Origin of the sequence: Streptomyces sp. NBC_00328, from assembly GCF_036139655.1 — a bacterium.
Classification (GTDB): Bacteria; Actinomycetota; Actinomycetes; order Streptomycetales; family Streptomycetaceae; genus Streptomyces.
Genome location: NZ_CP108013.1, coordinates 6,393,439 through 6,411,751 on the forward strand (window position 1 = coordinate 6,393,439; position 18,313 = coordinate 6,411,751).

Below are 18,313 nucleotides of genomic sequence, written 5' to 3' on the forward strand. Positions count from 1 at the left end.
TTCTTAACCACGGAAGCAGCGGCCTTCTCGAAGGCCCTGGTTCCGTGCTGTACTTAATATCCGTCGGATCGGTTCGCCCCGGTCCCCCAAGACGCCGAGAGGAGGCGATTCCAGTGATCAGCATCGACACCAGCTTCATCAACACCGTGAAAATGACCGATCCCTCGGTCGTCGTCTCCACGTGCCCGCTCGGCGTCTCGAACCTGGGTACCGGTCTGTCCGGCATTCCTGCCGTCCGGCCGGCGTCCTCCCTGTCTCTCGCGGGTCTTCCCGTCCGAGAGCGCAATGAGCGACCGATTCAGGCACTGGAAGCGGCAGTAGTGGCAGAAGCACATGCCTATGCCTTTGCGGCAGCCGGTGCCGGATCCCTGAAGCAGACGCAGCAGCACCACACGATGTGGGCCTTCCGTGGGCCTGAACCCTGGAGTGATCCAGCCTGATCCACCATCAGGCCGGCGCCTTCAGGGCCGCGGAACCCCACCCGGGATCCGCGGCCCTTCTGTTTGTCCCCGACCGGGGACGGCAGAGCGAAGGGGCCTCGGGACAAGAAAAGAACCCGGTACCAGCCGCCAACCGGCCGACCCCGGCCGGCACGACCAGACGAGGAAGACGAACCGTGCAACTCGAAGCGCACGCCCCGTCCGTACCGCCTTCCGAAACGATCCCCCCGCCCGGCCTCACGGAGGACTCCACCTTGATCCCCCTCACCGCGCTCACCGCGCTCGACGACGCCATCGAGAACCTCGGCGTGCCCGTCCCCTGCCGTTCCTACGACCCGGAGGTCTTCTTCGCCGAGTCGCCGGCCGATGTCGAGTACGCCAAGTCCCTCTGCCGCACCTGCCCGCTGATGGAGGCCTGCCTCGCCGGCGCCAAGGAGCGGCGTGAGCCCTGGGGCGTCTGGGGTGGCGAGCTCTTCGTCCAGGGTGTCGTCGTGGCCCGCAAGCGGCCGCGTGGCCGCCCGCGCAAGAACCCGGTCGCGGTATGAACATCCGAGGAACGATCGACCGCCCCCTGACGCACGACCCCAAGAAACAGGCCCCGATGAAGCCGTTCACGAGCGAGCCCGCCGGCTCCGCGACCCCAGACTTCACCAGCACCGGCGCGAACGACTCGCGTCAGAACAGGACCCGAGAGATGCAACTCATCCCAGAAGCCTTGGCTCGTGCGCATATGCACGAGCGACTGCACCAGGCCGAGCAGGAACGCCGGGCCATGCGCCTGGTGACCGCTCGCCGCATGCAGCGCAGGGCCGAGCGCGCTTCGATGCGAGCCCGGCGAGCGCTGGCCATGGCGGTCATGCAGTAATCGACGCACGCCGTCGTAGCAGCCGTTGCAGTCGCAGCAATCACAGGCAGGAAAGCCCGCGGGGGCCGGTCCGAACGGGACCGGCCCCCGCGGTGCGTTGCACCGCGCGAACCGCCCGCCGCGGCGATATCGTCGCCCGGGTGACGAGTCTTCCCGAAGACAGTGACAGCACCGGCCCCGTACCGAAGCCCGACGCCGACGAAGCCGAGAAGATCGTGTGCGCCCACTGCGGCACCACGGCCACCGGCCCCCGGCCGACGTGGACCTGTTCCGTCGAGAACGGCACCCGCCGCTACTTCTGCGACGACTGCGCCCGCAGCAACCTCAGAGCGATCGAGGGCCGTCTCGACTCGGCCTGGTGGTAGCCGGACCCGACGACCGCCCCGCCCTGCCGCCCCGCCGTCCGGACCCGACGGCCGCTTCTTCCGCCCCCGGCCGGTCCGCGACGGGACGCGGACTCACGCCTCGGCGGCCGCCACTTCCTCGCCCACTTCCTCGCCCAGTTCCTCGACCTCCAGGGCCTCGACTTCCAGCTCCTCGGCTTCCAGGTCCTCCTCCGGCACGAACCCCGGCAGCCACTCCTCCAGTTCGTCGCGCAGTCTGACCGTCGCGCCGAGCTGGCACAGGACACCTATGGTGCTGAGGGTCACCCGGTGTATGAGGAGATACGCGGGCGGCAGGTTCAACTGCCGGCCCAGCTGATGGGCGGGGGAGCGCGGGTCGGCGATGCGGGCGGCCTGGTTGCGCATCCAGCCTCGGGTGAAGGTGAACTCGTCCACCTCGGCCGGCTCGATGATCGGCAGCAGATAGTCCAGGACCGCGTCGGGTGCGAGGTCTATCGACTCCTTGACGAAGCCTTCCTCACAGAGCAGTTCGTAGACCGACTCGGCGTCGCCGTCCAGGGTCATCCGGAGGGAATCGCCGATCGGCTGGGGCAGGCCGCCGGGAAGCCGGTCCACCGTGCCGAAGTCCAGGACACCCAGCCGCCAGCCGCCTTCCCCGTCCGGCAGGAGACGGAAGTTGCCCGGGTGCGGATCGGCGTGCAGCAGACCGGTACGGGCCGGGCCCGAGAAGAGGAACCGGGCCAGCAACTGGCCGGCGCGGTCCCGCTGTTCCGGAGTGCCGTCGGTGATCACCTCCGACAGCGGCACACCGTCGATCCACTCCGTCACCAGGACCTGCTCGCACTGGTGGACCACCGCGGGCACCAGCACGTCGGGGTCGTCCGCGAACTCCTCGGCGTGCGCTGCCTGGGCCTGCGCCTCCAAGCCGTAGTCGAGTTCCTCGGAGACCCGGTCGCGCAGCTCCGTGATGAGCGGCTTGATGTCCATTCCGGGGATCAGGGGCCCCAGGAGCCGGGCGAAGCGGCTGAGTTGGGTCAGGTCGGACAGAAGGGCCTCGCCCGCCCCCGGATACTGCACCTTGACGGCGACCTCACGTCCGTCGTGCCACACCGCCCGGTGCACCTGGCCGATCGAGGCGGCCGCCGACGGCTTGTCCTCGAACTCCACGAACAGCTCGGCCCAGTCCGCGCCGAGCCGCTCCTCCAGAACGGAGTGGACCGTGCGCGTCGGCATGGGCGGCGCCGCGTCCTGGAGTTTCGTCAGCGCCGCACGGTAAGGGCCCGCGATCTCCTCCGGCAGCGCCGACTCGAACACGGACATTGCCTGCCCGAACTTCATCGCACCGCCCTTCAGCTCTCCAAGGACCTTGAAGAGCTGTTCGGCCGTACGCTGCTGGAGTTCGCGGCCCACGATCTCCGCCGACTTCCCGCCGATCCGCTTCCCGAGTCCCCAGGTCGCCCGCCCGGCGAAGCCGAGTGGCAGCGCGGCCAGTTTGGCAGTCCGGGTGACTGCCTTCCGGGGAAGATCAGACATGCGCCCTCCAGGTCCCAGCAAGCTGTGCCGCGTGCGGCTGTCGCCCTGACATTGTCGCGTGTGCTTCGCCGTCCTCGGGGGTTCGCTCACCATTTGTTTTCGTAGCGGTGCCGCAGGAGCAGGCGGGGTGCGCCCGGACCGGTGTCGACCGCCACTCGCATCCGGGCAGTGACGCCTCCCAGCGGGCCCCCGTGCAGGCGGGCGGATCCCCGTCCAGGAAGGTGAGCGCGTGACTCGCGGCGAGCCCGGCCACCACCGCGGACAGGGCGAGATCGCACGCGGCCACCCGGCGCTGCCGCCCGGAGCGCCACTGCGCGACCAGCCGCGGCCAGGTCGGATCCATGTCGGCGCGCCGCTGGTCCAGGCAGCCCGCGCAGCCGGTGTCGCCCGGCAGGACCAGGGGACCCACGACTCCGGTCGCTTCGGCGACCCCCGCGTAGAGGTGGGGCGTTCCCGAGGTGATCAGGCCCTCGGCCGAGGCGGGGTCCGGCGCGTGGACGGCGAGGCCGTCCCGGGGAGCGAGGATCACGAGGGACAGTCCGCGCGTCTCCTCCCCCTTCTCGTCCCTGGCGGACGCGCGGGGAGGACGGCGCGGCGCGGCGCGGCGCACCGCGCGCCGGGCGGCGTCCTCCCGGCGCTCACCGATGGACTCGACGGGAAGGCCGCCGGGCGCCACGTCCCACGGTTCGACACGGCCGAGGTCACGCACCTCGACCTCGCCCACACCGGCACCCGCGAGCAGCGCGGCCAGCAGGACCCCCACCCGGCCGGCGCCCCGCACCCGTACGCGCAGGTGTCGGCGGGCCGCCAGGCGCTCGACGGCCCCGCCCGGCTCGCGGGAGAGAAGGGAGAGGGAGGCGAGGTCCGGCCGCAGCCGTTCCATGACCTCCTTCCTCTCGCGCAGAGCGTCCGCGGCCGGGCCGCCCCCGGTCGTGTCGTCCAGGAGGCCGGACCCGGCCAGCCGGTCCACCAGCCCGTCCACATGGCCGTCGGGCAGCCCCATCTCGCGTCCCTGCTCGCGCAGCAGCGGCATTCCGCGTGTCCCGTCGAGCAGTTCGAGGAAGCTGCCTGTCGCCGTGTCCATCGGGCCCAGCACCATCGCGTGCGCCGGTGTCATCCCGAACTGCACGGTGTTGAGATCCCGCCAGCCGCGCCGCAGCGCGGGCTTCACGATCGGATGCATGACCTACCCCCGTAGACCCGTAGAACGTCCCCGTATGTCCGCGACGCACTCCCGCAGCGCGGACCGAGTGCCAGCATGCCCGTGCCCGCCGGACCCCGCCGAAAGTTGTCCACAGACGGCACCGTTCGTCGTACGAATCAGACGGGCAGAGCGCGGATCGGCATCGAACCGTCCCGGGGGCGGGACTTCAGCCATGTGCAGCAGGTAACGTCGGGGCGTGCCCGCCGACCCACCGCACAGCGCCGCGACAACACAGCGCAGCACGACGAGCCCGCCGCCGAGCGGTTCGGGGGCGAGCGCGATCGAGGTCCGCAGGAGCGCCCGACGGCGCAGAACGGTCTCCGCGTACCGCGAGGGCGACCGCACCGTCGTCCTCATCCCCGCCCGGATGTCCGAGGCGGAGGAGAAGCGCTGGGTGACCGTCATGCTCGACAAACTGGCCGCCCAGGAAAGCCGACGGGTGCTCGGCGACACCGAGCTGGCCGAACGCGCCGAGCGGCTGTCGGCCCATTACTTCGACGGTCGCGCGCGGCCCAAGTCGGTGCGCTGGGTCACCAACCAGAACACCCGCTGGGGCTCCTGCACCCCCGCCGAGGGCAGCATCCGCCTGTCGCACCGGTTGCAGGGCATGCCCGAGTACGTCGTCGACTACGTCCTCCTCCACGAGCTCGCCCATCTGCTCGTACCCGGTCACGGCCCCCGATTCTGGCGGCTCCTGGAGGCCTATCCGCGCACCGAGCGCGCCCGCGGCTATCTCGAGGGCGTCGTCGCCGCGGAGCGGCTGCCCCACCTCCCGGCGGCACGCGACGAGTAGGGGCGCGCGGACCGTCCCGTCCGGAGTGCGATTGTGTACCGGGTCTGTACCGGCTTCGTCCACTTCCGGACTTTGCCGTTAGCCTGGCGCGACGCACTCGCATTCGGGATGGGGGACGGTCGTTACGCATGGCCAGGGAATTCCAACGCGGCCACAAGGCCAAGATCAGTGACCTCACCGCGGGCACGGACCTGTACGTAGGCGTGCAGATCACCGGCCCCGGACTCACCTTCGACATCAGCTGCTTCGGTCTGGACGCCGACGAACGGCTGTCGGACGACCAATACTTCGTCTTCTTCAACCAGCCGAAGTCCCCCGAGGAGTCCATCCAGCTCCTCGGCGCGCAGTCGGGCGACACGGAGTCCTTCCGGGTCACTCTCGACCGGATTCCGGCGCAGATCCAGAAGCTGTCGTTCACGGCGACGATCGACGGCGCCGGACAGATGTCGCAGATCGCTCCCGGATACCTCCGCGTCGTCGCGGGCGGCGAGGAGGTGGCCCGGTACGCGTTCAGCGGTGCCGAGTTCTCCACCGAGCGCGCCGTGATGCTGGGCGACTTCTACCTCAAGGACGTCTGGCGCTTCGCCGCGGTGGGACAGGGCTTCGACGGCGGTCTCGACGCGCTGCTGAAGAACTTCGGCGGCGAGGTCGCCGAGGAGGAGCCCGCCGCCGCACCGCAGCAGCAGCCGGGCGCCGCGCCGTCCTTCGCCCCGCCCGCCCAGAGTGCCCCCACGCCCACGTTCGGCGCGCCTCCGGCGCCCGCTCCGGCGCCCGCGCAGGGCTTCGCGCCGCCCCCCGGGGCCGCGCCGCACGCCCCCACGCCCGCACCCGCGCCCTCGATGCACGGCGCGCCGACGATCGTGGCGCCGCTGCACACCCCGCCGGGCGGCACCGTCCCGCCGCCGGGCCCCGCGCCCTACGGGCAGCCGCCCGGTCCCCCGCCCGGCTACGGCCAGCAGGCACCGACCGCTCCTCCCGGATACGGTCAGCAGCCCCCGACGGCGCCCCCCGGCTACGGCCAGCAGCCGCCGTACGGCCAGATCCCCGGGCAGGCACCAGGGCAGTACCCGGGCCAGCCCGGCGCCCCGTCCCCCTACGGCGCACCCCAGGGCGCTCCGCAGGGAGGGGCCGGTGTGGCCGCGGCGCTGGGAGCCTTCAAGGAGACGCCCACCGGTCAGCGGTGGACTCCGCAGAACAAGAAGCTCATCCGTGTCGACCTCGGCATCGGAGGCCAGCCCGTACTCGCCCGCCAGGGCAGCATGGTGCTGTACCAGGGCAAGGTCGACTTCAGCTACAAGGGCGCCGGATTCGCCGGCCGGATCGTGGGCAACACAACCGGCCAGGAGATGCAGCTGATGCGCTGCACCGGCCAGGGCCAGGTGTTCTTCGCCGAGAACGCCACCCATGTGCACCCCATCGAGCTCCAGGGGGACGCGATCTGCGTCTCCGCGGAGAACGTTCTCGCCTTCGACGAGTCCCTCCAGTACGAGGTTCGCCGCATCGAGGGGCACGGCATCCCCGGGGGCGCGCTGTTCACGATGCAGTTCCAGGGGACGGGCACCATCGTCGTCAAGACGCACGGCGCGCCCGTGGTCCTGCCGGTGACGCCCACGACGTTCGCCGACTGCAACGCCGTCGTCGCCTGGTCCGCCGCCGCGCAGGTGATCGTCTCCAGCCAGGTGAGGATGCGCCGGAACGCCTACGCCGGTGACACCGGGGAGAGCGTGAACCTCCAGTTCCGTGCCGCGCCAGGCAATTTCGTCGTCGTCCAGCCGTACGAGGTCTGAGGGAGCCCGTCATGAACCAGCCACTCGCGGGCTTTGCCCCTGCGCCCGTCACCGCGCGCATGGAGAACCACGGCAATCACATGCTGAAGGTCGCCATGCAGACCGGAAACGACCTCCTCGCGCGCGTGGGGTCGATGGTCGCCTACGAAGGGTTCGTCCAGTACGAGCCCAACCCGCCCGCCGTACGCCAGATCGCCCGCGACTGGATGACCGGCGAGGGCGCGCCCCTCATGAAGTGCTCCGGCGACGGCCTGCTCTACCTCGCCGACTACGGGGCGAACGTCGTCGTGATCAATCTCAACGGGGACGCGATCTCCGTCAACGCGACGAATCTGCTCGCCTTCGACGCTCACCTCACGTGGGGCGTCGAGCGGGTGAAGGGGCTCGCCAAGTTCGCCGGACAGGGCCTGTGGAACACCAAGATCTCCGGTCAGGGGTGGGTCGCGCTCACCTCCCGCGGCAAGCCGATCGTCGTCGACTGCGGCGGCGGTGAGGACGAGACGTACGTCGACCCGGACGCGCTCGTCGCCTGGTCCCCGAACCTCAAGGTGAAGGGCAAGCGCAGCTTCAAGGCGCAGTCGCTGATCGGACGCGGCAGCGGCGAGGCGTACCAGATGGCGTTCTCCGGGCAGGGCATCGTCGTCGTCCAGCCCAGCGAGGACAGCACAGACCGCCTCCGAGTCCGGGGCTGAGGGGGAGCAGGACATCATGCAGAGCCCGCTTTTCGGCTACAACGAGCAGCAGACCCAGGACCGCTACAGCCTGCAGAACTCGCAGATGCTGCGCGTCGTCCTGGAGGGTCACGACGACATCCTCGCCCGCAAGGGCACCATGGTCGCGTACCAGGGTCTCGTCGAGTTCGACGCCGAGTACCAGAACAACGGCCAGCGCCGCTCGCGTGCGTACACCGGCGAAGGCCTCGACCTGATGCGCTGCCACGGGCAGGGCACGGTCTACCTCGCCAACCTCGGCCAGCACGTGCACGTGGTCGACGTGGACCAGGACGGCCTCACCGTCGACAGCAGTTACGTGCTGGCGATGGACTCCGGTCTGCACCACGAGGTCATCGCCGTGGACAGCCAGTACGGCATCTCCGGCTCCGGCAAGTACCAGCTCAACATCACGGGACGCGGCAAGGTCGCGCTGATGACCTCCGGGATGCCGCTGATGATGCAGGTCACCCCGGACAAGTACGTCAACTGCGACGCCGACGCGATCGTCGCGTGGTCCACCGGTCTGCGCGTGCAGATGCAGGCCCAGACCCATTCCTCCGGAGTGTGGCGGCGCCGGGGCAACACCGGTGAGGGCTGGGAGCTCAGCTTCATGGGCAGCGGTTACGCGCTCATTCAGCCCAGTGAACTGCTGCCGCCGCAGAACGCGGTGATCGGCCAGGGGCTTCGTGCCCAGTACGGCATGGGGCAGCAGGGCGTGCAGGCGCAGAACCAGGGCAACGCCTGGAGCTGACGTCCGCCCGGCCCGGAAGCGACGGGCCGGGCGAGCGGAGGTCGGGCAGGGGTAAGGGGCGATCGCAAGGGCGGTCGCCCCTTACCCCTGCCCGACCGCATGCCGGTCACAGCCGGGCGCGGGCCGCCTCCAGGAGTCGTACGACAGAATCGTCCGCCGCCTCGGCGACCTCGTCGTAGGCGAACCAGCGCAGGTCGAGGGACTCGTCGCTGATGGCCTCGACGGCGTCGGCCGGGGCGAGGGCGGCGTACTGGACGTCCAGATGCCAGTGGCACGGCGCCGGGATGGCGTGCCGGTCCAGTGTCACGGGACCGCCCGGCAGGAGGGTCAGACCCTCGATGCCGGATTCCTCGGTCGCCTCGCGCAGGGCGGCGTCGGCCAGGGTCGAGTCGCCCGGCTCGCAGTGTCCGCCCATCTGCAGCCACATCCGGAGCTTGCGGTGCAGCGTCAGCAGGACGCGGCCGCGTGACGGGTCCATCACCAGGGCGCTCGCCGTGAGATGTCCGGCCTGGCAGGACTTCCACATCCCGTCCGGGTGCGCGGACAGGTGGTCCAGATAGACCTGGCGCAGCTCTTCCTGGCCCTCGTGGCTCTTCAGCACGAGGGCCGCGTCGTCGTGCAGGCTCACTCGGCGCCTTCGCCCTCGCCGGAGTCCTCCGCGTCGTCGTGCTTCTTCAGGTCCGGCTTCTCGGCGGTGCCGCTCGCGGCCTCGCCGAGCATCTTGTCGAGCTCCGAGAAGTCCATGTGCTCGCGGTGCACGAAGCCGTCCGGGTCGTCCAGGTCGGACGCCGTCGGCAGCATGTCCGGGTGGGCCCACAGGCCGTCCCGGCCGTCGACACCGCGCGCGTCCGTGAGCGAGGCCCACAGACGGGAGGCGTCGCGGAGCCGGCGCGGGCGCAGCTCCAGACCGATCAGCGTGGCGAACGTCTGCTCGGCGGGACCGCCCGTGGCGCGGCGGCGGCGCAGCGTCTCGCGCAGCGCGTCGGCCGACGAGAGCCGGGGCTTGGCCGCCGAGTGGACGACCGCGTCGACCCAGCCCTCGACGAGAGCGAGCGCCGTCTCCAGGCGGGCCAGCGCCGCCTTCTGCTCCGGCGTGTCCTCGGGCTGGAACATGCCCTGCTGGAGTGCCTGCTGGAGCTCCTCGGGGTTCTGCGGGTCGAACTGGCCGACCACGTCCTCCAGCTTCGCGGTGTCGACCTTGATCCCGCGCGCGTATCCCTCGACAGCGCCGAACAGGTGCGAGCGCAGCCACGGCACGTGAGCGAAGAGGCGCTGGTGAGCGGCCTCGCGCAGGGCGAGGTAGAGCCGTACCTCTTCCTGGGGGACGCTCAGGTCCTTGCCGAACGACTCGATGTTCAGCGGCAGCAGCGCGGCCTTGCCGACCGGGCCGAGCGGCAGACCGATGTCGGTCGAGCCGACGACCTCTCCGGCGAGCACGCCGACAGCCTGGCCGATCTGCGTACCGAACATGGCGCCGCCCATGGAACGCATCATGCCGATCAGCGGGCCCGCCATGGCCTGCATCTCCTCGGGCAGCACATCGCCCATGGCCGCGCCGACCCGCTCGGCGACCGGGTCGACGAGCTCCTTCCACACCGGCAGGGTCGCCTCGACCCACTCCGCGCGGCTCCACGCGAGCGCGGAGGCGGCACCGGACGGCAGGGACGTCGCGTCGTCCAGCCAGTGATCGGCCAGACGGACGGCTTCCTCCACGGCGAGCCGCTCGGCTTGTCCGACGCTCGCGTCCTTGGTGCCGTCGGAGGTGCCCTGGGCGACCGTCTGCCGGGCGATCTGCTTGGCCATGTCCCAGTTCACCGGGCCGCCCTCGTACGAGAGCATCTGTCCCAGTTGCTGGAACGCGGCGCCCAGGTCGTTCGGGTTCATCGAACCGAACATGGCTGCGAGCGGATTGTCGGCTCCTGGGCCTCCGGCTCCGGGCAGCCCGAAACCGAACGGTCCCTGACCACCACCGCTCTGCTGGTCCTTCTTCTTGCCCTCGTCGCCGTTGTCCGGCTCCTCCGGCGGAAGGCCGAATCCGAATGGGGTGTCACTCACGGGATTCCTCGGCTGGTAAGGCCGCCGGTTCGTTCCGACGGCGGCTGCCCACAACACCACCCAGCGTAGACACCTGAACCCGATCGGGCCTCGGTGCTTCGCCGACTCGTCGCCTGCGGCAGGATGGATGCCAACTGGTAGGGACGCGTCAGACGCGTCCATTACTGAAGACAACCGCTGGAGACGCCCGGTGAGTTCCCCAGATCCGCAGGTTCGCGCAGCGCGAAACCACTCAACCAGCCCAGCCTCGCGCGGCCCCGTCGTCGCGGTCACCGGCGCGGCGGCCGGTGTGGGCGCGCTGCTCACCGAGCGGCTGGCCGCCAGCGAGGAGATCAAGCGGGTCGTCGCCATCGACGAGCGGCGCGGCGAGTGCGCCGACGCCGAGTGGCACATCCTGGACGTCCGGGACCCGGCGATCGCCGAGAAACTGCGCGGGGCGGACGTCGTGGTCCATCTGGCGCTCGACCTCGATCTGGAGACGGACGCGGCGGCCCGGACCGCCTACAACGTCCGGGGGACGCAGACCGTGCTCACCGCCGCCGCGGCGGCCGGGGTCCACCGGGTCGTGCTGTGCACGTCGGCGATGGTCTACGGAGCGCTGCCCGACAACGAACTGCCCCTGTCCGAGGACGCCGAACTGCGGGCGACGGCGGAGGCGACGGGCGTCGGCGACCTGCTGGAGATCGAGCGGCTCGCGCGCCGCGCGCCGCGTGCGCACCCCGGGCTGAACGTGACCGTCGTACGGCCCGCGGTACTCGTCGGCGGCGGTACGGACACCGCGCTGACCAGGTATTTCGAGTCTCCTCGGCTGCTGGTCGTGACGGGGTCGAGGCCCGCGTGGCAGTTCTGTCACGTCGAGGACCTGTGCGCCGCGCTGGAGTACGCGGTCGTCGAGAAGGTCGAGGGCGAGCTGGCCGTCGGGTGCGACGGCTGGCTGGAGCAGGAGGAGGTGGAGGAGCTGAGCGGGATCCGGCGGATGGAGCTTCCCTCCGCGGTCGCGCTGGGCGCCGCCGCCCGGCTTCACCGGATCGGGCTCACTCCCTCGCCCGCCGGGGACCTCGCCTACACGATGTACCCCTGGGTGGTGAGCGGGAGCCGCCTGCACGATGCCGGGTGGCGGCCGCGCTGGACCAACGAGGAGGTCCTGGCGGAGCTGCTGGAGGAGGTCGCGGGGCGCCACACGGTGGCCGGCCGGCGGCTGGGCCGCAAGGACGCGACCGCGGCGGGCGCTGCGGGCGCGACGGTGGCCCTGCTGGGCGCGGCGGCGGTGGTCCGCCGGGCCCGGAAGGCCCGGCGCAGGTTCTGACAAACGGGTCCGCGCCGCTACGCCACCGGGGTGACCGCCGACAAGCCACGCCGATTCTCGACGGGCGGCGCCGGTCCCCGACGGGCCGCGTCGCGCCGGGCCGTGGGCCGACGCCGGCCCGGGCGGTGCAGTGCTGAACCGTGCCGTGCCATGCCGCGCTGAGCCGGGCAGTGCAGGGCTGAGCCAGCGCCGTGCCGGGCTGAGCTGTGCCGCGCTGAGCCCGTGCCCGACCGTGCTGGGCTGGGCGCGTCGGCCCCGGCACCGACCCCGCCGCACCGCGCCGGGCTGAGCTGAGCTGTGTCGTGCCGGGCTGTCTGGAGGAGCATCCAAGCGGCACGCGTGCGTGCCAGGTGAAAGCCGTATTCCACCGGGTCGGCGGGGTGCGGCACGATGGGGGCATGGCATCTACCTACGACCACCCCGGTGAGCGGGCCGCGCAGGACCCGATCAGGCTGCTCGCGATCCGCGACGAACCGCTCTCCCTGGACGAGGTCTTCAAGGCGGTGGGGGACGACGCCGCCGGGGGGACCGCGTTGTTCGTGGGGACCGTGCGGAATCACGACGGCGGCGCCGACGTCGACGAGCTCGGGTACTCGTCCCACCCCACCGCCGAGGCGGAGATGCGTCGCGTCGCGGAGAAGGTGGCGGCCGCCTATCCGGTGCGGGCGCTGGCAGCCGTTCACCGGGTGGGCGACCTGCGGGTCGGGGACCTGGCAGTCATCGTCGCCGTGTCCTGCCCGCACCGTGGCGAGGCCTTCGAGGCCTGCCGCAAGCTCATCGACGACCTCAAGCACGAGGTGCCGATCTGGAAGCACCAGAGGTTCTCCGACGGCTCGCAGGAATGGGTGGGCGCCTGCTGAGAGCGGCCGGATCCCCCGGCGACCGGCACCCACCCTGGTCCGATCGACTGATAACCGCCGTCCGGTTGCGTAACCGGGGCCCTGCCGCGAGCGTTGACACTGCGGATGGTTAATCTGCTGATCAGTCAGTAGCGGTCGCTCTTGGGGTTGGGAGGTCGACATGGCGGCGCTTGCCTGGTTGCTGATTCCGCTGATGGCCGCGATCGGTGCCGGTTTGTGGGGCAGTTGGGCCGGTCGGAATCGCAAGGCCGCGGGAGACGGTGTCGAGCTCGCCGGATACACGCGCTTCCGTGAGGCCATGGAGCGGACCGACGCCCGGGAGAAGTCACACTCCGACGCGCTCTGAGGTCCACCGTTCGGTCCCCCGGGCTCGCGCGACGCGTCCGTGTGTTCGAGGGGCCGTGTCCGCTGTCCCGGGCGGTTCCGATCCATCCCGAGCACGCCAGGAAAGGTCCCGGGCCGGCTTGAGAGGCCCTGGGCGGCCCGGACCTCACGGAGCACCTCGGGGTGCCGCCCGGAACACGTATTTTCGTGCCTTTCGGGCGCGTTCTGGACCCACCACGTACGGACGGCCCCGACGGTGCGCTTACACCACCGTCCCGTACTGTCGTTCCATGCCACGCCGCACCGCGACGATGCTCGCCTCCACTCTGATCCTGATCGCGCTCCTGTGCGCGGGAGTGTTCATCAAAGTGCCGTACTCGGAGATGTCACCGGGTCCCACGGTGAACACGCTGGGTGACCACGACGGTGAGCCGGTGCTGCAGATCTCGGGCCGCAAGACGTATCCGACGACCGGACACCTGAACATGACCACGGTCCGGGTCACGAGCGCCGACTACAACATGAACCTCGTCGAGGCCGTGTACGGCTGGCTGGCGCACGACAGCAAGATCGTGCCGCACGACACGCTCTACCCGAACGGCAAGACCGAGCAGCAGTCGACGCAGGAGAACGCCGAGGAGTTCAGCCAGTCGCAGGAGAGCGCCAAGGTGTCCGCCCTGAATGAACTGGGCATCCCCGTGAAGTCCTGGGTGATCGTCTCCACCGTCGTCAAGGACTCTCCGGCCGAGGGACGGCTGCACGCGGGTGACGTGATCAAGGCCGTCGACGGTACGGCCGTGAAGGAGCCCGAGGACGTCGGGAAACTCGTCACCAAGCACAAGCCCGGTGACAAGGTCGTGTTCAGGATCGTGCCCGCCAAGGAGCAGGCCGCCGCCACGAAGGAACACACGACGGCGACCGCGACCAAGGATGTGACGATCACCACGGTCAAGTCCGACGACGACAGCGCCGACCGCGCGGTCGTCGGGATCTCGGCCGGGATCGACCACACGTTCCCGTTCACCATCGACATCAAGCTCGCCGACGTCGGCGGCCCGAGCGCGGGTCTGATGTTCTCGCTCGGCATCGTGGACAAGCTCACTCCGGGGAACCTCACCGGAGGCAAGTTCGTGGCCGGCACCGGCACCATCGACGACGACGGCAAGGTCGGCCCGATCGGCGGCATCGACATGAAGACGGTCGGCGCGCGCAACAAGGGCGCCCAGTACTTCCTGACGCCCAAGGACAACTGCGCCGAGGCCGCCAAGGACACCCCCGACGGGCTCAGGCTCGTCAAGGTCGACACCCTCGACGACGCGATGAAGGCCCTCAAGGACATCGACGCGGGCCGGACGGCCGACCTGCCCAAGTGCGGCACCAAGGGCTGACGGACACCGCCCGCCCGCGGCAGGGGGCGCCTCGCGAGTCGCGGGGCGCCCCCTGCCGCGTCCGTGCGCGGATCAGTCCGCGAACGTCGCCGACAGCGCCTCCGCCAGGCCCGGCACGAGGCCCGAGCCGGTGAGCACCTCCGTCGCCGCGTCCTTCTCGCGCAGCCGCAGCGCCGAGTCACGGGTGCCGTCGCGCAGGACACCGACCGTCATGCGCACCTCCTGGCGGTCCGGGTGTGCCGCGACCCACTGGGTGAGCTTCTTGCCGCTCAGCCCCTCCGGGACCGAGTTCTCCGCGGACGGCGGCAGCATCAGCCGCTCCACGGTGAGCGCGCAGCCGACGACGGCGTCGGGCCAGGCGATGGTGCCGAGGAACTCGTCCAGCGGCTTGCCGGCAGGGATCTCCTCCTGCTCGACGGGGGTGAGACCGGTGGTCTCCTGCTCGTGCTCCAGGCCGAGCTGAGCGGCGAGGCCGGGTTCCTGGGCCCGCAGCCGGGCGGTGTCTACGAGGGCGAAGAGGCGGGCGGGCTGGTCCCAGCCGAGGCCGGATGCGTACTCGTCGATCTCGAGTACGGCCCGGGTCAGGGGGCTCGCTGCCATGGGAGTGTTGGACATGGTCACAATCCTGCCTCGTTCGTAACCTGAATCGGGAACCGAGTAAAGCGTGAGTAAGTTGCATAGATGAGGCTCCTCGATCACGGAGCCTTGCTGACGGTCCTCCGACATGGAGGCCTGAAGGATTCGACAGCGACTTCGAGGTGCGCACCTTGGCTTTCCAGATGCCGGACCGCGGCGGAGGCCCGACGGGGCCGCGGATCAGAGTGGGCCGGCCGTCCCGGCGTGTCCGGACCCTGCTCATGACACTGGGCGTGCTGGCCGTACTGGCCATGGCCTTCGTCATGTTCGCGGGGTTCTGGACGGACTGGCTCTGGTACCGCTCGGTTCATTACTCGTCGGTCTTCACCACCACACTGTGGACCAAGATCGGGCTCTTCTTCGTCTTCGGTCTGCTGATGGCGGCCGCGGTGGGCTTCAACATCTGGCTGGCGCACCGGCTGCGCCCGCCGCTGAGCGCCATGTCGATGGAGCAGCAGAGCCTCGACCGGTACCGCATGGGCATCGCGCCCTACAAGCGCTGGCTGCTGCTCGCGATCACCTCCCTGGTGGGGCTGATCGCCGGCGCGTCCGCCTCGGGCCAGTGGCGCACGTGGCTGATGTGGGTGAACGGGGTTCCCTTCCACCAGAAGGACCCCCAGTTCCACCTCGACGTCTCGTTCTACGCCTTCGACCTGCCCTGGTACCGCTTCCTGCTCGGCTTCGGCTTCGCCGCCGCCGTGCTCTCCCTGATCGCCGCCGCGCTCACGCACTACCTGTACGGCGGTCTGCGGATCACGAGCCCCGGAGCGCGTGCCACGGCCGCGGCCACCGGACACCTCTCGGTGCTCCTCGGCGTCTTCGTCGCCCTGAAGGCGGTCGCCTACTGGCTCGACCGGTACGGGCTCGCGGTGAAGTCCAGTGACTTCAAGGCGACCGGCAACTGGACGGGTCTGCGGTACGTCGACGCGAACGCGTACCTGCCGGCCAAGACGATCCTGTTCTGCATCGCCGTCATCTGCGCGCTGCTCTTCTTCGCGACGCTGTGGCGGCGCACCTGGCAGCTGCCGGTGATCGGCTTCGGCCTCATGGTGCTCTCGGCCGTCCTCATCGGCGGCCTGTACCCCGCGATAGTCCAGAAGTTCCAGGTCGAGCCGAACGAGCAGGCCAAGGAAGCGCCGTACGTCGAGAAGAACCTCAAGGCGACCCGCGACGCGTACGGGATCGCCGGCACCGACGTGCAGGACTACGCCGGGGCGAGCGACACCGAGGACAAGGCCGAGCTCCGTGACGACGCCGACACCGTCGCCAGCATCCGGCTGATGGACCCGAACATCGTGTCGCCGACCTTCCAGCAGCTCCAGCAGGTGCGGAACTACTACGGCTTCCCGTCGAACCTGGACGTCGACCGGTACACCAAGGACGGCAAGGACCAGGACACGGTCATCGGTCTGCGCGAGCTGAACCTCGCGGGCATCCCGAAGAGCAACTGGATCAACGACCACTTCCGGTACACGCACGGATACGGCGTCGTCGCGTCCAAGGGCACCACGGCCGACAGCGAGGGCCGCCCGGTCTTCACCGAGTACGACCTGCCGTCCAAGGGCGACCTGGGCGCGTACCAGCAGCAGATCTACTACGGGGAGAAGACCACCCAGTACTCGATCGTCGGCGGTCCCCAGAAGGAGATCGACTACTCCGACGACAACGGTGAGAAGACCACCAGCTACAAGGGCAAGAGCGGCATCAGCCTCTCCAGCCCGGTCAACCGTGCAGCGTACGCGGTGGCGTTCGGCGAGCCGCAGATCATGTACTCGGGCGCGATCGGCGAGGGTTCGCGGATTCTCTACAACCGCACGCCCAAGGAGCGGGTCGAGGCGGTGGCCCCCTGGCTGACCATCGACGGCGACGCCTACCCGGCGGTCGTCGACGGGAAGATCCAGTGGATCGTCGACGCGTACACCACCACCAACGGCTATCCGTACGCCTCGCGCACCACGCTCGGTGACACCACGGCGGACTCGCTGACGGCGGCCAACAACCAGCGCGCGGTGGTGGCCCAGCAGAACCAGGTCAACTACATCCGCAACTCGGTGAAGGCGACCGTCGACGCGTACACCGGCGACGTCAAGCTCTACCAGTGGGACACCAAGGACCCGGTCCTGAAGACCTGGATGAAGGCGTTCCCGAACACGGTGGAGTCGAAGAAGTCGATCTCGCCGGCGCTGATGGCCCATCTGCGGTATCCGCAGGACCTGTTCAAGGTCCAGCGCGAACTGCTCACCCGCTACCACGTGAAGGACGCCCAGACGTTCCTGAGCGGCAGTGAGGTGTGGCAGGTCCCGGACGACCCGACCAACAAGTCGGGCAGCGCGGTGCCGCCGTACTACCTGAGCATGAAGCTGCCGGGGAAGTCGTCGCAGGCGTTCTCGCTGACGACGACGATGACACCGAACGGCCGGGACAACCTGAGCGCGTTCGTGTCGGTCAACGCCGAGGCGGGGATGCCCGGTTACGGCAAGATCAGCATTCTGAAACTGCCGACCGGCAGAACGGTCGACGGACCCAAGCGGGTGCAGAGCCAGTTCAACTCCGAGCCGTCCATCGCCGAGTCGATCAGGCTCCTCAGAGGCGGCGACTCGGAGGTCGAGTACGGCAACCTGCTGACCGTTCCGCTGGACGGCGGACTGCTCTATGTGGAACCGGTCTACGTCCGCGGTGGCGACCTCAAGTACCCGCTGCTGCGCAAGGTGTTGGTGACCTACGGAGGCAACACCGCCTTCGAGGACACGCTGGGTCAGGCGCTCAACAAGGTCTTCGGAGCGGAGAGTTCGACCGAGCCGCCGGACGAGGGCACCACGAAACCGCCCACGTCGAGCAACCCGACGGTCCAGGCCGCGCTCGCCGACGCGCAGAAGGCCTTCGACCAGGGGCAGGAAGCCCTCAAGAAGGGTGACTGGAAGGCGTACGGCGAGGCCCAGAAGGACCTTGAGGACGCACTGAAGCGGGCCGAGGACGCGCAGGCCAAGGCGGACAAGGCAGCCGGCGGTTCAGGCGCGGACAAGACGGACGGCAAGGGCACCGACAAGAGCGGCGGTACCGGCGGCGGCCCCAGTCCGAGCAGCAGCCCCAGCAGCAGCCCGAGCAGCGAAAAGAGCTCCGGAAGCAGCTGATCAGGACCCACCCCGCGCCGTGGTACGGTTGAGGAACAACAGCGCGGGGTGGAGCAGCTCGGTAGCTCGCTGGGCTCATAACCCAGAGGTCGCAGGTTCAAATCCTGTCCCCGCTACTGAAGTCGAAGGCCCGGATCCAGTTCATGGATCCGGGCCTTCGACGTGTGTGACGCCACGCCGGGG

General features: G+C 70.0%; 18 protein-coding genes and 1 tRNA gene. 14 read left to right on the plus strand and 5 right to left on the minus strand.

Annotated features, from left to right (window positions below; translation table 11 throughout):
- Positions 1–113 precede the first annotated feature (113 nt).
- The 4 genes from OG485_RS28130 to OG485_RS28145 all read left to right on the plus strand — a co-directional run bounded on the left by OG485_RS28130 (position 114) and on the right by OG485_RS28145 (position 1,670).
- A complete protein-coding gene (locus tag OG485_RS28130; RefSeq protein ID WP_328671301.1) occupies positions 114–440 on the plus strand; it encodes a hypothetical protein in 327 nt (108 codons plus the stop codon).
- Positions 441–616: 176 nt separating this feature from the next.
- On the plus strand, positions 617–985 hold the full coding sequence (locus tag OG485_RS28135; RefSeq protein WP_328448466.1) for a WhiB family transcriptional regulator: 369 nt from the start codon (positions 617–619) through the stop codon (positions 983–985).
- Entirely contained in the window at positions 982–1,305 is a 324-nt protein-coding gene (locus OG485_RS28140) for a hypothetical protein (RefSeq protein ID WP_328671302.1), read from the plus strand. Before OG485_RS28135 ends, OG485_RS28140 begins: the two co-directional genes overlap by 4 nt.
- 140 nt (positions 1,306–1,445) lie before the next feature.
- Positions 1,446–1,670: a hypothetical protein gene (locus OG485_RS28145; RefSeq protein WP_328671303.1), complete on the plus strand. Its 225-nt coding sequence runs from the start codon at positions 1,446–1,448 to the stop codon at positions 1,668–1,670.
- A 93-nt stretch (positions 1,671–1,763) separates the two neighbouring features.
- Here OG485_RS28145 and OG485_RS28150 read toward each other — a convergent pair whose 3' ends face one another.
- Positions 1,764–3,182: an ABC1 kinase family protein gene (locus OG485_RS28150; protein ID WP_328671304.1), complete on the minus strand. Its 1,419-nt coding sequence runs from the start codon at positions 3,180–3,182 to the stop codon at positions 1,764–1,766.
- Positions 3,175–4,365 (minus strand): TOMM precursor leader peptide-binding protein, encoded by a 1,191-nt coding sequence (locus OG485_RS28155; RefSeq protein WP_328671305.1) that lies wholly within the window; start codon positions 4,363–4,365, stop codon positions 3,175–3,177. The genes OG485_RS28150 and OG485_RS28155 overlap by 8 nt, the downstream gene beginning before the upstream one ends.
- A 217-nt stretch (positions 4,366–4,582) precedes the next feature.
- On the opposite strand from OG485_RS28155, the gene OG485_RS28160 reads away from it, so the two are divergent.
- The 4 genes from OG485_RS28160 (at position 4,583) to OG485_RS28175 (ending at position 8,430) form a co-directional block, all read left to right on the plus strand.
- Entirely contained in the window at positions 4,583–5,179 is a 597-nt protein-coding gene (locus OG485_RS28160) for a M48 metallopeptidase family protein (protein ID WP_328671306.1), read from the plus strand.
- A gap of 128 nt (positions 5,180–5,307) precedes the next feature.
- Positions 5,308–6,966 carry a TerD family protein gene (locus OG485_RS28165; RefSeq protein ID WP_328671307.1) on the plus strand — a complete coding sequence of 553 codons (1,659 nt, stop codon included), beginning with the start codon at positions 5,308–5,310 and terminating at the stop codon, positions 6,964–6,966.
- An 11-nt stretch (positions 6,967–6,977) separates the two neighbouring features.
- Positions 6,978–7,658: an AIM24 family protein gene (locus OG485_RS28170; protein WP_326785629.1), complete on the plus strand. Its 681-nt coding sequence runs from the start codon at positions 6,978–6,980 to the stop codon at positions 7,656–7,658.
- Positions 7,659–7,674: 16 nt separating this feature from the next.
- Positions 7,675–8,430, plus strand: a complete 756-nt coding sequence (locus OG485_RS28175; RefSeq protein WP_328671308.1) for an AIM24 family protein — start codon at positions 7,675–7,677, stop codon at positions 8,428–8,430.
- A gap of 106 nt (positions 8,431–8,536) precedes the next feature.
- Here the strand turns inward: OG485_RS28175 and OG485_RS28180 are convergent, their stop codons facing one another.
- Both OG485_RS28180 and OG485_RS28185 read right to left on the minus strand, forming a co-directional pair.
- The gene (locus OG485_RS28180) at positions 8,537–9,058 is read right to left on the minus strand and encodes an NUDIX hydrolase (RefSeq protein WP_328671309.1); all 522 of its coding nucleotides are present in this window, start codon (positions 9,056–9,058) and stop codon (positions 8,537–8,539) included.
- Positions 9,055–10,485 carry a zinc-dependent metalloprotease gene (locus OG485_RS28185; RefSeq protein WP_328671310.1) on the minus strand — a complete coding sequence of 477 codons (1,431 nt, stop codon included), beginning with the start codon at positions 10,483–10,485 and terminating at the stop codon, positions 9,055–9,057. Before OG485_RS28185 ends, OG485_RS28180 begins: the two co-directional genes overlap by 4 nt.
- A gap of 190 nt (positions 10,486–10,675) precedes the next feature.
- Here OG485_RS28185 and OG485_RS28190 point away from each other — a divergent pair, with 190 nt between their 5' ends.
- From OG485_RS28190 to OG485_RS28205, 4 genes are all read left to right on the plus strand, one after another.
- Positions 10,676–11,791, plus strand: a complete 1,116-nt coding sequence (locus tag OG485_RS28190) for an SDR family oxidoreductase (RefSeq protein ID WP_328671311.1) — start codon at positions 10,676–10,678, stop codon at positions 11,789–11,791.
- Between the two features lie 398 nt (positions 11,792–12,189).
- Positions 12,190–12,651 carry a molybdenum cofactor biosynthesis protein MoaE gene (locus OG485_RS28195; RefSeq protein ID WP_328671312.1) on the plus strand — a complete coding sequence of 154 codons (462 nt, stop codon included), beginning with the start codon at positions 12,190–12,192 and terminating at the stop codon, positions 12,649–12,651.
- Positions 12,652–12,811: 160 nt separating this feature from the next.
- On the plus strand, positions 12,812–12,997 hold the full coding sequence (locus tag OG485_RS28200) for a hypothetical protein (protein ID WP_326785623.1): 186 nt from the start codon (positions 12,812–12,814) through the stop codon (positions 12,995–12,997).
- 268 nt (positions 12,998–13,265) lie between these two features.
- Positions 13,266–14,363, plus strand: a complete 1,098-nt coding sequence (locus OG485_RS28205) for a YlbL family protein (RefSeq protein WP_328671313.1) — start codon at positions 13,266–13,268, stop codon at positions 14,361–14,363.
- Between the two features lie 72 nt (positions 14,364–14,435).
- Here OG485_RS28205 and OG485_RS28210 read toward each other — a convergent pair whose 3' ends face one another.
- Positions 14,436–14,978 carry a PPA1309 family protein gene (locus tag OG485_RS28210; RefSeq protein ID WP_328671314.1) on the minus strand — a complete coding sequence of 181 codons (543 nt, stop codon included), beginning with the start codon at positions 14,976–14,978 and terminating at the stop codon, positions 14,436–14,438.
- A gap of 164 nt (positions 14,979–15,142) precedes the next feature.
- On the opposite strand from OG485_RS28210, the gene OG485_RS28215 reads away from it, so the two are divergent.
- Positions 15,143–18,130, plus strand: coding sequence for a UPF0182 family membrane protein (locus tag OG485_RS28215; RefSeq protein ID WP_328674698.1), 2,988 nt, complete (start codon positions 15,143–15,145; stop codon positions 18,128–18,130).
- A gap of 42 nt (positions 18,131–18,172) precedes the next feature.
- Positions 18,173–18,246 (plus strand) — tRNA-Met (locus OG485_RS28220).
- The last annotated feature ends 67 nt before the right edge of the window (positions 18,247–18,313 follow it).

Coding starts and splice junctions, on each gene's coding strand:
- OG485_RS28140 (WP_328671302.1), top strand. CDS start 982: ATGAACATCCGAGGAACGATCGACCGCCCCCTGACGCACGACCCCAAG.
- OG485_RS28150 (WP_328671304.1), bottom strand. CDS start 3,182: ATGTCTGATCTTCCCCGGAAGGCAGTCACCCGGACTGCCAAACTGGCC.
- OG485_RS28155 (WP_328671305.1), bottom strand. CDS start 4,365: ATGCATCCGATCGTGAAGCCCGCGCTGCGGCGCGGCTGGCGGGATCTC.
- OG485_RS28165 (WP_328671307.1), top strand. CDS start 5,308: ATGGCCAGGGAATTCCAACGCGGCCACAAGGCCAAGATCAGTGACCTC.
- OG485_RS28170 (WP_326785629.1), top strand. CDS start 6,978: ATGAACCAGCCACTCGCGGGCTTTGCCCCTGCGCCCGTCACCGCGCGC.
- OG485_RS28175 (WP_328671308.1), top strand. CDS start 7,675: ATGCAGAGCCCGCTTTTCGGCTACAACGAGCAGCAGACCCAGGACCGC.
- OG485_RS28195 (WP_328671312.1), top strand. CDS start 12,190: ATGGCATCTACCTACGACCACCCCGGTGAGCGGGCCGCGCAGGACCCG.
- OG485_RS28200 (WP_326785623.1), top strand. CDS start 12,812: ATGGCGGCGCTTGCCTGGTTGCTGATTCCGCTGATGGCCGCGATCGGT.
- OG485_RS28205 (WP_328671313.1), top strand. CDS start 13,266: ATGCCACGCCGCACCGCGACGATGCTCGCCTCCACTCTGATCCTGATC.
- OG485_RS28210 (WP_328671314.1), bottom strand. CDS start 14,978: ATGTCCAACACTCCCATGGCAGCGAGCCCCCTGACCCGGGCCGTACTC.
- OG485_RS28215 (WP_328674698.1), top strand. CDS start 15,143: ATGCCGGACCGCGGCGGAGGCCCGACGGGGCCGCGGATCAGAGTGGGC.